This is a genomic window from Micromonospora sp. NPDC023737 (genome assembly GCF_040639715.1).
Lineage (GTDB): Bacteria > Actinomycetota > Actinomycetes > Mycobacteriales > Micromonosporaceae > Micromonospora.
This window is the reverse complement of sequence record NZ_JBFAAL010000008.1, coordinates 24,111-41,334: the sequence shown is the minus strand read 5'-3', so window position 1 is coordinate 41,334 and position 17,224 is coordinate 24,111. Positions and strand designations below refer to the sequence as shown.

At 69.2% G+C, this 17,224-nt stretch carries 11 protein-coding genes; 5 read left to right on the top strand and 6 right to left on the bottom strand.

Going from position 1 to position 17,224, the window contains the following annotated elements; translation table 11 throughout:
* The first annotated feature begins 184 nt into the window (after positions 1-184).
* Positions 185-640 carry a Fur family transcriptional regulator gene (locus tag AB0F98_RS18620; protein WP_357736707.1) on the top strand — a complete coding sequence of 152 codons (456 nt, stop codon included), beginning with the start codon at positions 185-187 and terminating at the stop codon, positions 638-640.
* Positions 637-2,910, top strand: coding sequence for a catalase/peroxidase HPI (gene katG / locus AB0F98_RS18615; protein ID WP_357736704.1), 2,274 nt, complete (start codon positions 637-639; stop codon positions 2,908-2,910). Before AB0F98_RS18620 ends, katG begins: the two co-directional genes overlap by 4 nt.
* 138 nt (positions 2,911-3,048) lie before the next feature.
* Here the strand turns inward: katG and AB0F98_RS18610 are convergent, their stop codons facing one another.
* The 3 genes from AB0F98_RS18610 to AB0F98_RS18600 form a co-directional block, all read right to left on the bottom strand.
* On the bottom strand, positions 3,049-3,816 hold the full coding sequence (locus AB0F98_RS18610) for a VOC family protein (RefSeq protein ID WP_357736701.1): 768 nt from the start codon (positions 3,814-3,816) through the stop codon (positions 3,049-3,051).
* Between the two features lie 134 nt (positions 3,817-3,950).
* On the bottom strand, positions 3,951-5,750 hold the full coding sequence (locus AB0F98_RS18605; protein WP_357736698.1) for a hypothetical protein: 1,800 nt from the start codon (positions 5,748-5,750) through the stop codon (positions 3,951-3,953).
* Between the two features lie 336 nt (positions 5,751-6,086).
* Complete coding sequence (locus AB0F98_RS18600) at positions 6,087-8,003, bottom strand: Xaa-Pro dipeptidyl-peptidase (RefSeq protein ID WP_357736695.1); 1,917 nt, start codon at positions 8,001-8,003, stop codon at positions 6,087-6,089.
* Between the two features lie 913 nt (positions 8,004-8,916).
* Here AB0F98_RS18600 and AB0F98_RS18595 point away from each other — a divergent pair.
* Both AB0F98_RS18595 and AB0F98_RS18590 read left to right on the top strand, forming a co-directional pair.
* Positions 8,917-9,096 carry a hypothetical protein gene (locus AB0F98_RS18595; RefSeq protein WP_357736692.1) on the top strand — a complete coding sequence of 60 codons (180 nt, stop codon included), beginning with the start codon at positions 8,917-8,919 and terminating at the stop codon, positions 9,094-9,096.
* A gap of 280 nt (positions 9,097-9,376) precedes the next feature.
* The gene (locus tag AB0F98_RS18590; protein ID WP_357736689.1) at positions 9,377-9,619 is read left to right on the top strand and encodes a hypothetical protein; all 243 of its coding nucleotides are present in this window, start codon (positions 9,377-9,379) and stop codon (positions 9,617-9,619) included.
* A 147-nt stretch (positions 9,620-9,766) separates the two neighbouring features.
* Here AB0F98_RS18590 and AB0F98_RS18585 read toward each other — a convergent pair whose 3' ends face one another.
* Together AB0F98_RS18585 and AB0F98_RS18580 are read right to left on the bottom strand one after the other, a co-directional pair.
* Positions 9,767-12,910, bottom strand: coding sequence for an NACHT domain-containing protein (locus AB0F98_RS18585; RefSeq protein ID WP_357736686.1), 3,144 nt, complete (start codon positions 12,908-12,910; stop codon positions 9,767-9,769).
* 853 nt (positions 12,911-13,763) lie between these two features.
* Positions 13,764-14,075, bottom strand: a complete 312-nt coding sequence (locus tag AB0F98_RS18580) for a GYD domain-containing protein (RefSeq protein WP_357736683.1) — start codon at positions 14,073-14,075, stop codon at positions 13,764-13,766.
* 637 nt (positions 14,076-14,712) lie between these two features.
* Between AB0F98_RS18580 and AB0F98_RS18575 the strand changes: the two genes are divergently transcribed.
* Complete coding sequence (locus AB0F98_RS18575) at positions 14,713-15,411, top strand: hypothetical protein (protein ID WP_357736680.1); 699 nt, start codon at positions 14,713-14,715, stop codon at positions 15,409-15,411.
* A gap of 160 nt (positions 15,412-15,571) precedes the next feature.
* On the opposite strand, the gene AB0F98_RS18570 is transcribed toward AB0F98_RS18575, so the two are convergent.
* Complete coding sequence (locus tag AB0F98_RS18570; protein ID WP_357736676.1) at positions 15,572-16,996, bottom strand: M1 family metallopeptidase; 1,425 nt, start codon at positions 16,994-16,996, stop codon at positions 15,572-15,574.
* Between the last annotated feature and the right edge of the window lie 228 nt (positions 16,997-17,224).

Sequence of the window (17,224 nt, the reverse complement as noted above, 5' to 3'; positions counted from 1 at the left end):
CCTCGGGTCCCGCGGCGCCGACCGCGCCCGTAGGGTCGCCGCCGAACTCAACCGCCGCCGACTGCGGCCGCCGCCTGCCGAGGCCGCGCGGGGACGAGCCGTGGAACGAGTTTGCGGCGAACTGAGTGGATTGAAGCCGAGTCAAATCTTGAGCAGTTCCAGAAGATTGGGCTATGTTCAGCACATGACGTCCGGTTTCGAGGCCCAGCTTCGGGCGGCCTCGTTGCGTGTGACCGGGCCCCGGTTGGCGGTGCTCGCGGCGCTGCGCGACCATCCGCACGTCGACACCGACACGGTGATCTCACTGGTACGGGCGGACCATCCCACGGTCTCCCACCAGACGGTGTACGACGTGCTGCGTGCACTCACCGACGCCGGTCTCGCGCGGCGCATCCAACCCGCCCGGGCGACCGCGAGGTACGAGTTGCGGGTGGGCGACAACCACCACCACGTCGTGTGCCGCTCCTGCGGTGCCATCGCCGACGTCGACTGCGCCGTCGGCCACGCTCCCTGTCTCACCGCCTCCGGAGATCACGCGTTCGTGGTCGACGAGGCGGAGGTCGTCTACTGGGGCACCTGCCCCGGCTGTGCGACCGAACGCACCTCCCAGCGATCCGTCAGTTCGGAAGGAAGTTCATGAGCGACACCCAGGACCAGCCCTCCAGCGCGCAGGGCGTGGACAAGAAGGCGGCGGCCGGTTGCCCGGTCGCGCACGACTCGGTGACCGCGCACGGCAGCGAGAGCGAGAACCCGGCCATCGACTCGCCGACCCCCAAGACCGGCGGTCGTCCACGCACCAACCGGGACTGGTGGCCCAACCAGCTCGACCTGTCGGTGCTGCACGCCCAGTCGCCGAAGGGTAACCCGCTGGGGGCGGACTTCAGCTACGCCAAGGAGTTCGCCAAGCTCGACGTCGAGGCCCTCAAGCAGGACATCATCCAGGTCCTCACGACCTCGCAGGACTGGTGGCCGGCCGACTTCGGCCACTATGGCGGCCTGATGATCCGGATGAGCTGGCACGCCGCGGGCACCTACCGGATCCACGACGGTCGCGGCGGCGCCGGCGACGGCGCGCAGCGGTTCGCCCCGCTCAACAGCTGGCCGGACAACGCGAACCTGGACAAGGCGCGCCGGCTGCTGTGGCCGGTCAAGCAGAAGTACGGTCAGAAGATCTCGTGGGCCGACCTGCTCGTGCTCGCCGGCAACGTCGCCATGGAGTCGATGGGCTTCAAGACCTTCGGCTTCGGCTTCGGGCGAGAGGACGTCTGGGAGCCCGAGGAAATCTTCTGGGGCCCGGAGGACACCTGGCTCGGCGACGAGCGCTACGCCTCCGAAAAGGAAATGGTGGCCGACGTCGGTGCGACCGAGATGGGTCTCATCTACGTCAACCCGGAGGGCCCGCGCGGCAACGCCGACCCGGCCGCGGCGGCGCACTTCATCCGCGAGACGTTCGCCCGCATGGCGATGAACGACGAGGAGACCGTCGCCCTCATCGCCGGTGGGCACACCTTCGGCAAGACCCACGGTGCCGCTGTCGCCGACGACCACGTGGGCCCGGAGCCCGAGGGCGCCCCGCTGGAGGCGCAGGGCTTGGGCTGGCTGAGCACCCACGGCAGCGGCAAGGGCCCGGACACGATCACCAGCGGTCTCGAGGTGACGTGGACCGACCGGCCGACGCAGTGGAGCAATCGCTTCTTCGAGATCCTCTTCGGCTTCGAGTGGGAGCTCACCACCAGCCCGGGTGGTGCGAAGCAGTGGGTCGCCAAGGACGCTCCGGAGATCATCCCGGACCCGTTCGACGCGTCGAAGAAGTACAAGCCGACGATGCTCACGACCGACCTGGCGCTGCGCGTCGACCCGGCGTACGAGAAGATCTCCCGCCGCTTCCTGGAGAACCCCGACGAGTTCGCGCTCGCGTTCGCGAAGGCCTGGTACAAGCTGCTGCACCGCGACATGGGCCCGGTCAGCCGTTTCCTCGGCCCGTGGGTCCCGGAGACCCAGCTGTGGCAGGACCCGGTGCCGGCCGTCGACCACGAGCTCGTGGGTGACAACGACATCGCCGCGCTCAAGACGAAGGTCCTGGCGTCCGGCCTCACCACCGCACAGCTGGTCTCCACCGCTTGGGCCTCCGCCGCGAGCTACCGGTCCACCGACAAGCGTGGCGGTGCCAACGGCGCGCGGATCCGCCTCGAGCCGCAGCGCAGCTGGGAGGTCAACCAGCCCGAGCAGCTCGCGACGGTCCTGGAGACCCTCGAGGGCATCCAGCGGGAGTTCAACTCCGCCGGTGGCGCGAAGATCTCGCTCGCAGACCTGATCGTGCTCGCCGGCTCGGCCGCGGTCGAGAAGGCGGCACGCGACGCCGGCGTCGAGGTGAGCGTGCCGTTCCACCCGGGCCGTACCGACGCCAGCCAGGAGCAGACCGACGTCGAGTCCTTCCGGGTCCTCGAGCCGCGCGCTGACGGGTTCCGCAACTACCTGCGCGCCGGTGAGAAGACCCAGCCGGAGGTGCTGCTCGTCGACCGTGCCTACATGCTCGACCTGACCGCCCCGGAGATGACCGTTCTCGTGGGTGGCCTGCGTTCCCTCGGGAACAACGTCGGCGGCACGTCGCACGGCGTCCTCACCGACCGGCCCGGCGTGCTCACCAACGACTTCTTCGTCAACCTGCTCTCCCCGGGCACCCGGTGGAAGGCGTCGGAGTCCGAGGAGAACGTGTACGAGATCCGGGACCTGGCCACCGACGAGGTGAAGTGGACCGCCACCGCGGTCGACCTCATCTTCGGCTCCAACTCGCAGCTCCGGGCCCTCGCTGAGGTCTACGCCAGCCAGGACGCCCGCGAGAAGTTCGTGGTCGACTTCGTCGCGGCCTGGACCAAGGTTATGGAACTCGACCGGTTCGACCTCGCCTGACCCGGCTCCAGCAGACGAGCCCCGGTCGATCCATCAGTGATCGACCGGGGCTCGTCCACCGTTGCGGGCCGCAACGAAACGATGGTGGCGGCGCGACGGGCCGCCGGTGGTGCCGGTGCGGCCGCGCCCGCGTACCGATCAGGGTGGCGTAGTCCCGAGGATCGAGAAGAACGCTCCCTGCGGATCGGTGAGCACCGCGAACCGGCCCCGGGTCAGATCGGTCGGCGGCACGGAAACCAGCCCCTCCAACCGTTGCGCCTCGTCGGCGACGGCGTCGGTGTCCGATACCGCGAAGTAGATCATCCAGTGCGGCTGGAGGTCACCCCAATCGTCGCCGATCATGGGCATCATCCCGGCAACCGGCCGGCCGTCCAGGTGCCAGGTGGTGTAGTTGATCGGGCCCATCGGTTGGTCTTCCGCCGTCCAGCCGAACACCGACCCGTAGAACTCCTTCGCCCCGTCCCACTCCCGCGTGGCCAGCTCGGGCCAGGTCAGCGAGCCGGGTACGTCGAACACCTCGGCCCCCGGCATGCCGAGGGACTGCCACACCCCGAACGCCGCCCCGGCCGGGTCGGCCAAGAGCGCCGTCCGCCGGGAGCCGGGGACGTCGATGGGCTCGCTCAGGATCCAGCCGCCGGCGGCCGTCACCCGCTGGCAGGTCGCCTCGGCGTCCGCGGTCGCCAGGTAGGGCATCCAGGCGGGCGGTTGTTGCGGGTCGGCCCGCAGCCCGGCACCGGCCACCGGTTTGCCCTGCTGGTGGAAGACGAGGTGACCGTCAGTGGCGGGTTGCCGGTCCGCCTCGGCGACGGCCCAGCCGAACAGGGGCGCGTAGAAGCGCGCCGCGCCGGGCAGGTCGGTGGTGACCAGGTCGACCCAGGCGGGCGCCCCCGGTGGAATGTCTGTCATGGCTTCGGCTTCGCTTCCTCTGCTCGGGCAACTCTCGGCACTACGACCCGTCCGAGCGCCCGTGTCCGGTCAACTCCTGCGGCACACCGAGCGCGATCAGCTCGTTGGTGCGGCGGCGGGCCTGACAGCGGAGGTCAGCCGCTGGGGTGGCGTCCGGTGGAGCGAATGGACTTTCCACCGCTGCCATGAGTATCCGCCGCCGGCTTGCCCAGCTGGTTCACCCAGTCGACGAACTCCGCGTCCTGCCTCGGCAACGGTTCGCCATCCGTTCGGGCGCCCGCGCCGTCCGCGTCGGCCCGGGGCCTGTTGCGCCGGAACAGGCCCAGCCGGCCGTTGGCCCGTCCCGCCTCGGCGGCGGATGCCGGGGCGGTCGCGGCGGCGTCGGTCGTGGGCGGGGGACCGGCGCGCCGTGCGGTCGCGAGAGCGTCCCAGGTCGCGGCCCGGTCCAGGTTGGGCAGGGGCGGTCGGTGCCGAGGTGGAAGGACGGGTTCCGGCCCCTCCTGCGTGCCGGCCTGGTGGGTCGCCTCGGCACCTGCGACGGGTTCGGTCGAGGGTGGCACCCGCCGCGCCGGAACGACCGGCCGGGTCGCCTGGACCCGTACCCGATCGGTCTTCGGCGGCTGGTACATCCGCCGGGTCCCCTGGGCGGCAAGTGTCCCGTCGGCCGGCGCGCCGTCGGGCTCGATGTGGCCGGCGGCCTCCGCCTCCACCGTCCCGGAGCCGCTCCCGCCGGGAACCGCGGGAAGGTGGGCCACGGTCGCGGGCTCCGGCTCCGATGTCTCCATGATGTGGTCGACGTCGGCGGCCGCAGCGAGGTCGTCCGGTGCGGATAGTTCGGCGAGTGGGCCCGCTGTGGCGGTGGCAGCCGGTACGAGGCCGGCGTCCCGGTCGCCAGCCGGCGCACCGAAGCCCAGCGGTTCGGCTGCGATCGAGAACCCAGCTGCGGTCGCGCCGGCGTCCGGTCGCGCGCCGGCCAGGGGCTCCGGCTCGGCGGTCGTACCAGCAGCGGCCGGCACCATGGCCTGCGGCACGGCGGGTTCGGCGGACAGCGGACGGAGGATTTCGGTCGGCTCGTCGGCCGGCGTTTCGGCGGCGCGGCGCGCGAACGGCCAGCGCAACGACGCGGCGACCCCCGAACCGACCACACCGGCGGCGACGGCGAGCAGCGCGCCGTAGTACGGCGTGATCTGGTACCTGTCGACGGCGTCGCCCGGACCCGCGGTCAGGTAGGCGGACGCGACCAGGACCATGCCGGCCGCGCCGGTCACGCCGTTGACCAGCGGCGAATGGCCGCGCCAGCGAGCCAGCGCGCCGGTCACCAAACCGATGAGCAGGGCCACCGCCGGCAGGATCAGGACCGCCTGCCGGCCGGCCGCGCCGACGTCGAGCACACCGAGTCGTACGGCGGGCAACGGTCCGGCGGTCGAGAGCGACGGAACGACCGAGACGAGCGCCACCAGCCAGACCACGACGCCCACCGCCGCCAGGTTCCAGCCCAGCGGCGGCTTCACCAGTACGGCGATCGCCGCACCCGCGCCGACCAGCGCGCCGAGGATCGCGCAGATGCCGACTGCCCAGATCGGGTCCACAGAGAAGCGCTCGGCGGCCTGAGCCGGCCGGAAGCAGAGCGGTGCCACAACGGTGGCGCCCAGCGCGGCAGCGGCGGCGATGGCCACCAATCTGCCCGTGCTCCCCAGCAGCCCGTGCCTGCGGGCCAGGCGTGCGGTGACGACGGTGCCGGCTACGGCGGCGTGCGCCGCGAACCAGCCCACCCAGACCAGCTGGGCGGGCCACTGGTTGACGGTGGCGCCGGCGGAGGCGCCGGTGAGCTGGACGATGCCGAAGGCGAACGCGATGCCGAGCTGACCGGCGCCGGCGAGCACGCCCATCCCGAGTGCAGTGAGCAAAAGGTTACGCCAGGTACGTGAGACCATGTCCGGCAGGTTACGCACGAGACGCGCCGGATTTCACCGAAATGCGGCAATTTGGCGTACAGGTGTGCCCCGGATACTTCGGCTCGACCAGGCAGGCCGTGTGCCGCCCACATTGGTGAACATGTGGACGGTGTCCGTATCGGGTGGACGTACGGGTGCCCGTGGCGGTGCGGCATCTGCCGCTCACCCGGCTCCGATCGGCCGGCACGGCCCACGAGTAGTCGTGGCAGGCCCGCACCCGATCGGCCGGTGGCTCGACCTACCGGCTCAAGGACGCCCGGCCCGCTCCGAGTGGACGGAAACCCCGCCACCCGGACCGGGCCGGACCGTTCGCTCTTACTCGCCGCCCAGGGCGGACGCGAGTGCGGACGCCCCGCCGACGATCGGGAGGTCGACTCTGGTCTGGCTGTGGTGCGGGTACAGGCTCAGCTCCGTACCCGGTGGCGGCCGGAGAGTGAAGACCCGGTCGCTGGAGTACACGACGAGACCGATCTGGCTACCTTCGCTGAACACGTAGTCGTGCGGCTGCAGGTCGAATTCGTGACTGAACGGGGCTCCCGGCTTGATGCCGAAGCTGCGATCCAATCCGAACCGCTTCAGCGGGTCCGACCAGCCACGCGCGATGATCTTCGGGTCGCCCGACTTCGGGTACTCGACCAGCATCGCGCTGACGAGCCCGGCCCGGGCGTTGATCGACATCCGGGTCGAGACATGCACCGTCCCGCTGAGGTGGACCGGCTCGGTGAGCCGCGCCGTACGGTAGGCGAGGCGGTTCGGTGACTGTTCGGCGCGGGCGAAGGACGTCGCGTCGATCGTCATGTCGTCGACGAAGGTCTCGGTGACCGGCCCGTCCGCGGCATTGCGGGTCAGCGTGAGCTTGCCCGTCGTGTTGTCGCCGCTCGCGCCCAAAAAGAGAGGCGTGGCGGCGGAGCCGGGCACCGGCCAGCTGTCGTACGACGTCCAGGTGCCGTCCTCGCGCTCGACCACTGCCGCGGGCTCGTCCAGCACATCGTTGTCGACCCCGTGCAGCCAGTAGGTCCACCAACGGTTGAGCAGATCCAGCCAGGCCGCCCGGTTGTTCGAGAGCGCTCGGTCGCCGTGCCCGCCCTGGTGCAGCCACACCTGGTGCGGGATGCCGTTCTTCTCGAGGGCGTCGACGAGCTGGGCGGCGTTCCGGAGCTTCACGTTCTGGTCGTTCAGGCCGTGCTGCACCAGGACGCCGCCGGCGATGTTGCCGATGTTCGGCAGGTAGTTGCGCTCGTGCCACCAGTCGTTGTACTCGCCGGTGAGCCGGTCCTGACCTCGCCGGACCTCTTCCTTGGTGTAGTCACACACCTCTGGATACTTCCGGGAGATGTTGGAGTTGTGGTTGGAGTTCTGGTCGCCGCCGAGGTTGGTGTTGGTCGAGATCGGCGTGCCGTTCATCCGGCGGTAGTCGTAGTAGCTGGAGATCGCCGCGATGGGCACGATCGCCCGCAGTTCCTTCACACCGGTCGTGGCCACCCCGATCGGCAGCGTGCCGTCATAGGAGGTGCCGATCATCCCGACCAGGCCGGTGGTCCAGTTGGCCTCGACCGGGTTGCCGTCGATGTCATAGGCGTCGGCCCGGCCGTTGAACCAGTCGATGACCGCCTTGAGCGACTCGTGTTCCTCGGGGCCGCCCCCAGTGGTGCACCCGGTCGAGCTGCCCGTACCGAGCATCTGCGCGTGGGCGAAGATGAAGCCGCGTGACAGGAACTCGTTCTGGTACGTGCCGCCGTTGATGGTCTGGTGCGGCGGCTCGGTTCCGTCGTACGGCTTGTCGGGCAGCGGGAAGTACGGGAACGGCCCAGGGTCTGGCTTCGGCGCGTAGCCCGGACGTTCCGGAGCGTAGAGCGGAACGTGGACGTCGTTGTTCAGGAACTCCCCACCCTCGCCCCAGTAGGGGCTGGCCTGCATGATGATCGGCAGCTGGATGCCCTTGTCGGTCGACGCGGGACGTCGGATCTGCACCCGGATGCGGTCGTCGGCACCGTCCCGGTCGGTGTCCATGCCCTTGACCTCGACCCACACGTTCTGGGTGATGATCTCTTCACCGGCGTACACCGGCTGGGCTCGGCCGTTCTCGAACACCGGACGCTGCCCGGTCGGCTGTTCCAAGGCGGCAGCTGCCGGAGCGGCGAATCCGAGCGAGGCCACGAGCGCCAATGCCGCGGCGCCGGGCAGCCAGCTTCGTGGTCGTGATCGTCGCTGTCGACGGATGTGGAGATGCATGGTCACGCGCTCCTTCGGCGAGTGGGGTATGGGCATGACGTGTTGGACCGCCGACTGGTTGGTGAGGCCGGTGGTATCGAGGCGGGGCAGGCGTCGGAGTGCACGCCCCGCGCGGGCTTCGTCGGGCAGTGCGCCGATCGAGCCGTCGGCGGCCCTGCCGTACGGCCGCCTGGTTCTCGCCATCGTCGGTGCCGCCTCCGCTGTCGGCGCCGACGCACAGGCCGCGACGCAGCGAGCATGGCGACCGTCACCACCGATGCCCGTAGTGGACGGAGCCGGCGTGGACTCGTCTCGCTGGGAGAGGGGTTCGATGGCAGCTCCTCGAATCGGTGACCTTCAGAGCGTATGTTGTATACGAAGATGAGTGCAAGACTTTCGATCTCTGGTGAACAACCACCCGCGCATGTCAAAAATCTCGCGTGGAGCGTCCGCCTTGGAGCGTAGGGAGTTGGCCCGCGTGCCGTGGGTGCCTTCGGGGCGCCGCGTCGAGCCGTGGCAGCGGCGAGCGGAGTCGCACCAAGGCCAGCAAAGCCCCTGTTGTTCGTCAAGTGGCGCCTCGGGTGACTGGCCGAGCCCGTAAAGGCCGTTAGAAACTGAGCCACGAGAGCATGATCGGCATCGATGTTTGCCGGCGTTGGCGGAAGGTCTGGCGAAGGGGACGAGATCAGCCGGTATTTCGGCAAAGAATGTGCCTTTTGGCCGCCTCGACCCGCCCGTCGACCAAGCGCCCGTGACGTTTTCCGCGTGCCTGACGCTTGATGCACACAAAGGCGATCACGGCTGCCGGTGCTGCACGCCCGACATCGTCCGCCGACAACTGGGCGCGTGGACCCTTTGCCTGCCACGCCCCACGCACCACCCCCGCGTACGACCGGCCGCTTTTGACCGAGCGCTGCAAGAACGGAGGTCCCACATGTCGAAGCTCAATTGGACGACGCTGCGCTGCGACTACAGCGACCCGAACTGTCCCGAGATTGCCGCGGGCGGCGAAAACGTACACCTGCGGGGCAGCAAGAGTCTGGCGGACGTCGCGAGGTTCCCCGCCGCCTCTTTCGAGACGCTGAAGCGAAAAATCCGTGACGGCGGAATCTGATGTCGCCCAGGAGGCGTGTCCCAATCGTCAAGGACTCGACGTGTCTCGGCTGTGCGCCCGTGATCCTCGTCGGGATCGTCAGCCATGGCTGTGGTGGCGACCGGATCCCGTCTGCCGAACTCGGTTGGCGATGTGTGTGTCCGGAGCCGGAGTGCCGGCGGCGCCAGGCGGGTGACTGGTCTGGTGCGGACCAACCGACCGTCTGCACGTTCGACGATCGGCCAGACGCGGTGATCCCACCCACCGGCGGTGCCCTCGGTCGGGAAGCGAGTCCTGACGGGTGAGCGCCCTACCGTTCGTGCTGCCCAGCTGCGGCGCGGCAGCCAGCGACCGCATCGAGGTCTACGGTGGTGGTTCCTTGGACGCCTCCGTGTACACCTGCCCTCAGCACACCGACGAAGTCTCGCTGACGGTCATGGCCGGCGGCCTCACCCCGCATCCGGTGCGGATGCCGCCGAACATCGCCCGCCGATGTGGCCACGTCTACGTCTACCCGACCGGCGCGTTCGGCGGTGAGCGATGAGCCAGATGGTCAAGGCCGCAATCTGGCCACCCGGCCGTCGAGATCGGCACCACAACCTCGCCGGCATCTACTGACGTCGGCGGGCCTGCGTGCAATAGGCGAGGCTCCTGCGTCAGACCGCGACGAAGCGCGTGGCCGCATGTTTGACTACTTCCGCCAGGCAGGAGCCATGCGTTCGGACATCTCCCGCCAGAACGTCCGGAGGTCCTCTCGGTTGACCCCATGCCAGTTCGCCCGCCCCGGCACGTGAAACCGGTGGCCGACGAGGTCGATCTGGTGAGCGCAGAAGGCTTCGTCCATTTGGTACGGCAGCTCGTCACCCTTCGGCGGCAGCGGGCACAGCCGGAACGGGCAGTCGTCGATGCAAGTGGAGCCCGGTTGAACGTCGTGGGCCTGGCGGCGGCTGAGGGTGACGCGCATGGGACTGCGGTCGATGGTGAGGCACGGGGGCAGCTCGGCGCGGCTGGCCCGGCTGAGCCTGCGCGCCCGTTCGGCGTTGTCCTGTCCCCGGTCGGCGAGGTTGAGCAGCAGCATCACGTCGGCCAGCAGCCGTTGCGCGCGTGGTTCCAGGACGGCCCAGCCGTGTGATGGCGGCAGCCAGGAGTTCTGCATCCGGCGGACGCCGGGTTGGGGGCTGGCCGCTCCCACCCGCCCGACGATCTCCCGCTCGTCCACCCAGAGGTGCCGTTCCGGGTGCCGGTCGGTGAGCGTCTCGACGCACATGTCGGCGACCTCGAGAACGAGCGGGTGTGTCGTACCGCTTCCGCGCTCAGGGGCGCGGTGCCCACCGCCGGCGATGGAAGTCCAGAAGGTGACCAGGCCGCGTGGGTCCGAGCCGTGACCCCGCTCGCGCAGCGTCTCGTTGGGATCCCTGGGCAGGGCCAGCAGGGTGAGCGCCTGCAGGAGTGCCAGGTGTGAGTACCAGAAGTGGGAGTGTCGCAGCGCCTTTTCGGCTTCCTCGATCAGAGTGCTGCGGTGCGCCGGGTACGTGCGGCAGTTGGCAGCCAGCCGGAATCCCTGCGCCAGCGTGAGCTCGTAGACGCGGGCCCCGTCCGGCGCGTCGGTGGCCAGGCGGTGCACCCAGCGCCGCAGCGTCTCCCGGGCCACGCCCTGCCATTCTTCTTCACCGGGGGCATACGCACCCTCGGCGAAGAGGAACAATGACGGAGCGATCCAGGTCCGTAGCTCCTCCACGCGTTCGCGGCCCTGGGTGTCAGCCGCCTCCGGCGGCTGATCGAGCAGGTCGTGCAGCGCGCGGACGGCCGCGTCGCCGCCATTGGCGATCTGGCGAGCGGCGGCCAGCCGCGGCAGGTAGGACGCCTCCTCGGTCATCATCTGGAACAGCTGCCGGTACTGCGGCTCGGGATGCGGGCCCCGGGGCCCGCTGCCCTGCCGGGACCCCTTCCCGAGCTGCCGGGCGGCGTCGCCGTACCGGTGCACAAGGGCGATCTTGGCGTCTTCAAGCGGGCGGTCGGTGACCGAGCCGTCCGCCTGGTAGACGGGCCACGCGCCGCGAATGGCATCGGCGATTTTGCGGTGAAGCGTGTGCCCGCTGGCGGCGTCCATCTCCAGCGCCGTCGCGAACATCTCCAGGGCCCGGGTGCGGTTCCGCGTCCGGGTCGCCTCGGCGCAAAGTCGCTGTACGAGGCTGATAGACCGGCTCCGGGTGACCGTCGCGGCCGCGACGGTCGGCCAGAGCGGCACGGTCTGCCGGATGGCCTCACCGAGGCGGTGCAGCCTTCCGCGTGCGGACGGCGGCATGCGCCGCCCGTCCAGCCGCTCGAACACACCGCCGCTGCGGCTGTAGAGGGTGAGGGCCGAGAGCAGTTCCCGTCCGGGACCGTGGTGGCGGGTGAAGGCCCGCTCGAGGAAGGCGTCGTCGCGCAGGGCGGCGGTGAGGAAGCGCGAGCCGAGGTACGCCTGAATCACTCCGTGCTGGAAGCGCACGCCGTCCTGCCCTTTCACCACGATGTTCAGCGCGTCCCCGGTGGTCTCGGCGAGGCCGATGTCTTGAGGGTTGTCGGCGCTGAGTTTGTGCAGCCGGCATCGGAGTTCGGCCAGGATCCACTGACGGCCGGCGTCTGGCGTGCCGTCGGCGCCGCTGAGCGCGGAGGTGCGCACCGACTGCTGGTTGTCGCGCAGACCGAGGCAGGCGAGCGCGGAGAGCACCTCGATCGTGTCGGACCGTTCGGTCGGCGGCATGCCGTAGTCCTCGTACAGGTCGCCGGCGACGGTGGCCTGGTACCACTCCTCCAGCAGACTCCAGCGCAGCGCGGATCTGCCCCGGCCCTCCGGCTCGACGCGGTCGAGGCGGTCGATCTCGTAGAGCTGGCCGATGACGCGCAGGTAGAACGGTGAGTCGGCCACGTCTGCGGCCTTGACCAGCCCGATGATCCGGTCCGACCGCTGTCCGGCGTCCGAGCGGCGGCTGCGGCTCTGCACGTACTCCAGGGCGGCGCCCTGGGCTAGCGGCTCCAGTTGCAGCAGCAACGCGTCCAGCCCGCGCAGTGGATCGGCGGGGCGCGATGCGACCACCAGGGGGAGTCGCTCACGGACCGCGCCTCGAATGGCCTCCCGCAGCAGGCTGTCCCGGTCGGTGGGCTGGTCGGTGTCGGCGAGAGCCTCCTCCAGGCCGTCGGCGAGCACGACGATGCGATTCTCCAGCCAGAGTCGTCGCCACACCTTGTCCGCCTCGCCCGCGGCGTGCAGTTGGGTGTCGATGGTGCGCTCGAGCTGTGCCTGGGCGAGTCGGTGGAAGTCCAGCTGCTCGGGAGCGGTCACGGTGCGTAGGTCGATCCCGATCGGTACGACGTCGGTGGCCATCAGCAGCTCGGCGAGGCGGACGAGAGTCGCCGTTTTGCCGGTGCCGATGCCGCCTACCAGCAGCAGCGGACGACGGTGGTGCTCGTCGCGGAGCCGTTCGATCATTAGATCGCACAGTTCGTCGCGACCGACGACGTGGACGCCGCTGATGTCGCGTTCGGCGGTGGGGACCACCATCCGACGGTTACGCAGGGCGTTGTGGTCGTACCACCGGCGGACCCGTAGATACCGCCACAAGAGGAAGACTGCGATGCCCAGCGCTAGGACCAGCGGCCCCTTGACGAAGCCCTCTACCTGCCCGCAGTAGTACGACCTCGGCGGCTGTCCCGCACACCACTTTGACACCGGCAGAAAGCGGGGCTCGGTGTCGAGAACCGTCAGAACCAGCGAGTAAGCGGTCCACACCACGAGTACCGCGGCGGTCGCGATGATCGCCCAACGCAGTCCGCGATAGTGCCGCCAGCTCATCCGATGGTCGGTCCGCTCGTCGGTCCGCCGGCGGAGATTCCGCTCGGTCCGTCGTTCGCGCCGAATTCGCCACCTGCGCCGCCGCTGGCGTAGCCACAGCTCGGCCGCCCAGATCGGACCCCGTCCAGGCCCGCGCATGGACACCCCCCATGATCTTCATGGTCGGCTACCGGGCGGTCGCCTGGACGCCCCGCTCAACAGACACCCGCGTCTGACCGCTGTGGCCCGGCGGGTCCGTGAGTGCGCCAACCTGGCACCTCGGCCGCGACCTCGATGCCTGGTTGGCCGCAGTCGGGACCGAACACCTGCCCTCGCTGCACGCCCATGCACGCAAGCACTTGCCGGCCGTCGTCGCCGGGCTAACCCTGCCTAGTGCAACGGCCTCATCGTAGGCACCAACACTCTGGTCATGTTCCTGAACGGCGGTGCGGGCGCGATGACGTCTGAGAACCGCAGCGCGATGGACGTTCCTTCACCGCTTTGATGGGACCAGTCTGATCATCAGGTGCAGGCGACGAGCGTCAACGGTGGTGGCCGCGACTGGGGCGGGCGACGGTGCTGCCTGCGGTGGGCGGGTCGCCTGCGGTGGAGGTGAGCGGGGTCTCCACGTCAGTTCGATCCCGATCGGAGTCTGGCTCCCGAGGCACTCCCGGTACCGGGCATTTCACCTGCCGCCGCGGGGCTCGCATGGGCCGGGCCAGTCTAGTTTTCGCCCGCCCGACGGCCACGACTCTAACCAAAGCTCACTTGGGTGTACCAGCGCGCACTCAGACGGCAGTAGCCGGCTGCCCTGAGGACCTCTTAAGACCATGGCCGGCTCGTTGGGCGCCAGCCTGGCAGTGTGTCGAAGGCCTTAGCCAGCGGTTTTGGCGATGATCCGACCCATCTCCTCTCGATCGAAGGCACGCAGGGTCGTGCTACGGACGTTGCCTGCCCCGCCGAGCTGCAGGAACGCCGCGGCGGCGGCTTCGTCGTCGGGCGCCTCGACGACGGCCACGAGGTCGTACGGACCGACGGTCCAGTAGATGTTCAGGAGATCGGCCCCGAGCGCCTGTGTCGCCGCGGCGAAGGCTTCGGCCCGCTTCGCGGTGTCCTTGTAGCCTCGGATCCCTTGATCGGTCCAGTTCAGCAACGCGATATACGTCGGCATGTCTTTCACCTCCATGTTGAGACCTCATCGTAAGGTCGACTCCGGGCATGATGACCGGGAATCGCATTGAGTGCTCACCAGAACCAATGATGCGAGCGACCACGGGCGGTTGTGCTCGACAAGTGCATCCCGCCAACGCCGCAGGCCCGCGAACGTCCTCACCTTCTCAGGGTTCTGGCTCACCGGTTTTCGTCGCTTGCCCACAAACTCGACCACTGTCCGTACCAGCGCTGGCTTGTCTTCAAAGTGCCGGTATAGCTGCGATTTGCGGACCTCGCTCCTTGAGGCGACGTCGTCCAGAGCCGTTCCACCGACTCCCCACACGTGCATCCAGTTGTGGCCGGACCGAACCGACACGAACAGGGAGCCGAAATGTCTGAGGCCTATCTACTCGCCACTGAACCTGAAGGTGTCGTCGCGTCACTGTTTGAGCGATTCAACGCCGGCAACGTAAGCGCAATGATGGCCCAGCGGCTGCCCATCAGCAGTCGTTGAGAACTCGCCGGGATCGGTGCGGAACTTACTGTGCGCTAGGCGCGCTGACGGCCGACCTTCGGCACCGTCAGCTACGCCGGACGACGTAGCGTAACGGAGAGTTAAGTTTTGCTTATCGAGTGATCGATCCACGAGCCAAGCTCGGTACCTTGCCCGAATGCGACACATCAAGACCGTGATCGCCGCGCTCATCGTGGGTCCGCTGGCCTGGGTTCTGCTCGCCGCTGGACAAGGCCGGTCCCTGCGAGTGTTCGCGGATGCGCAGGACACCGGGGCAGCGCCCGGGGCCGGCGCCCTGCTGAAGCCGCTGCTCGTGCTGGCGGCAGCCGGCCTTCTCCTCGGGCTCATCGCCACCGTCCGAGTCTCCCCGCTCGGCTCGGTGCTGACCGGACTCGCGTACGCGGTCAGCTACCTAGGCCTGTTGTTCAGCCCGGCATGGGTGCTGGACCTACTCAGTCACAAGCTGGGCGTGGCGGGCTACCAGATCGACCTGCTCACCCCCGTACGGACCGGAACGACGCTGCTGCTGGGCTTGCTGCTCGTGGTCGGGGTCGTCAGTGTCCAGCGGTGGCGGCGCTGGCCGCAGCCGGACACCGATGGGCAGACGGTCGACGTCCCGGACAAGATGATTCCGCCGGCATCGGAGCGGGATCGCCCGCTCGGCGCGGACGGGCTCGGTTCGACGAAGCAGGGTGAGGATCCGACGGAGCCGGGTAAGGCCGACGGACCTGAGCCGGCAATGGTCGGCGGGCCACAGTGGATCGACTCGTTGCGCCGCGATACTGCGAACGAGCCCCGGCAGTCGGACGCCACGCACTGGCAGTCCCCGCCGCAGGGCACGGGCTACCCGAGCTGACCGAGGCACCCCCGCCAGCGTGGCCGGCGGTGGCCCCCTCTTCCAACGACGTCGAACTCGATCGGTTCGCTGACCGGCCGCGGAGTTACGGGCGGTTCAGCCCGCCCTCCAAGACATGGGTGGGGCCCGCGGCCGAAACGGTCGCGGGCCCCGCTCTCCGTCACCAGGTCGTGGGCTTGCCCTTCTGGTAGAGCCACACATCGAAGAACGCGGTGAGGTTCTGCCCGGATTCCCGCTCGGAGAGGGCGACGAAGTCGGCCGTCGCGGCATGGCTGTACCGGTGGCCGGCCGCCCACTCGCGCAGGATGCGGAAGAACGCAGCCTCGCCGACCTTGCCGCGCAGCGCGTGCAAGGTCATCGCGCCCCGGTTGTACGGGATGTTGCTGAACATCTCCTCGGGACCCGGGTCGGCCATGACGATCTGCCAGAACGGTGACGACGGGGCCCGACCGTAGTTGCTGCTGCTGTCGAAGGTCTGGCTGACCGACGCGCCGCCGTTGTATTCGGTGTACATCCACTGGGCGTAGGTGGCGAAGCCCTCGTTGAGCCAGATGTCCGACCAACGTTTAGGGGAGACGCTGTCGCCGTACCACTGGTGGGCCAGTTCGTGGGCCATGGTGCCGACGCTCGCCGGGCTGGAGAAGATCGGCTTGGTCTGCGTCTCCAGGGCGTAGCCCACGTCGGGGGCCCGGTCGATGATCGCCCCGGTCGAGGCGAAGGGGTACGGACCGAACATCGTGGAGAAGAAGTCGATCATCTTCGGGATCTGTGTCACGGCAGCGGTGGACCCGGAGACCTGTCGCGGGTCGATCGCGACGTAGACCGGGATTCCGGTGGGCGTGGTCGACTCGGTCACCAGAAAGTTGCCAATGGTGATCGTCGCCAGGTAGGTGGCCATCGGCTCGGTCGAGTCCCAGGTGAAGGTGGTCCAGCCGTCCCGGGTCTGCTGAGACAGGAGCTGGCCGTTGCCGACGGCAGTGAGTCCCGCCGGCACCTTCGCGGTGAACCGGAAGGTGGCCTTGTCGGTCGGGTGGTCGTTGGTGGGCAGCCACGCGGGTGTCCCCTGGGGCTCCCCGACGACGAAGGCGCCGTCGTCGGTGGGCACCCAGCCTTCGATCGAGCCGTCCGGGTCGGTGATCGGGCCCGGTACGCCGGCGTACCTCACCACCACGGTGAACGTGTGTCCGGCCTTGAGCTTCGGACGCGGGGTGACGATCAGTTCCTGCCCAGCCCGGACGAAGTCGTGCGCATGCCCGTTGACCGTCACCGCCGAGACTGCCGGGCCGCGGAAGTCCAGGTTGAACCGGTCGAGGTCCTGGGTGGCGATCGCGGTGATGGTGGCAGTGGCGTCCATGAACCGGGTCGCCGGGTCGTAGGAGAAGTTGAGGTCGTAGTGCTGGACGTCGTATCCGCCGTTGCCCTGGTCGGGGAAGTACGGATCACCGACGCTCGCCGCACCGGCCGAGTACCGGGGGGCTCCAGGCGTGCCAGGTGCCGCATCGGCCGAGGCCGGCGCCACCGTCGACCCGACAGCCACGAGGACGACCGTGGCCAGCGCGGCATCGCGCAGGCGTGGGACTGTCATGTGAATCCTCTCTTTCGGACCGTCGCGGCGGCGCTGGCCACCGTATGTGTACGCCCTATCCACGCGCACCGGATACGGATGCGTCAAGGTCTGCCGGCCACCGAGCCTTCGCCGTACGTTCGAGTGTCGGCAAACCGGAACCGTGGATCCCGTCGGGCCTCGTGTGGCCCGCGTCGCCGGACGTCGAGCACGGTCCTGCTCTTGACGCGGCCACACGCCACGTACTCG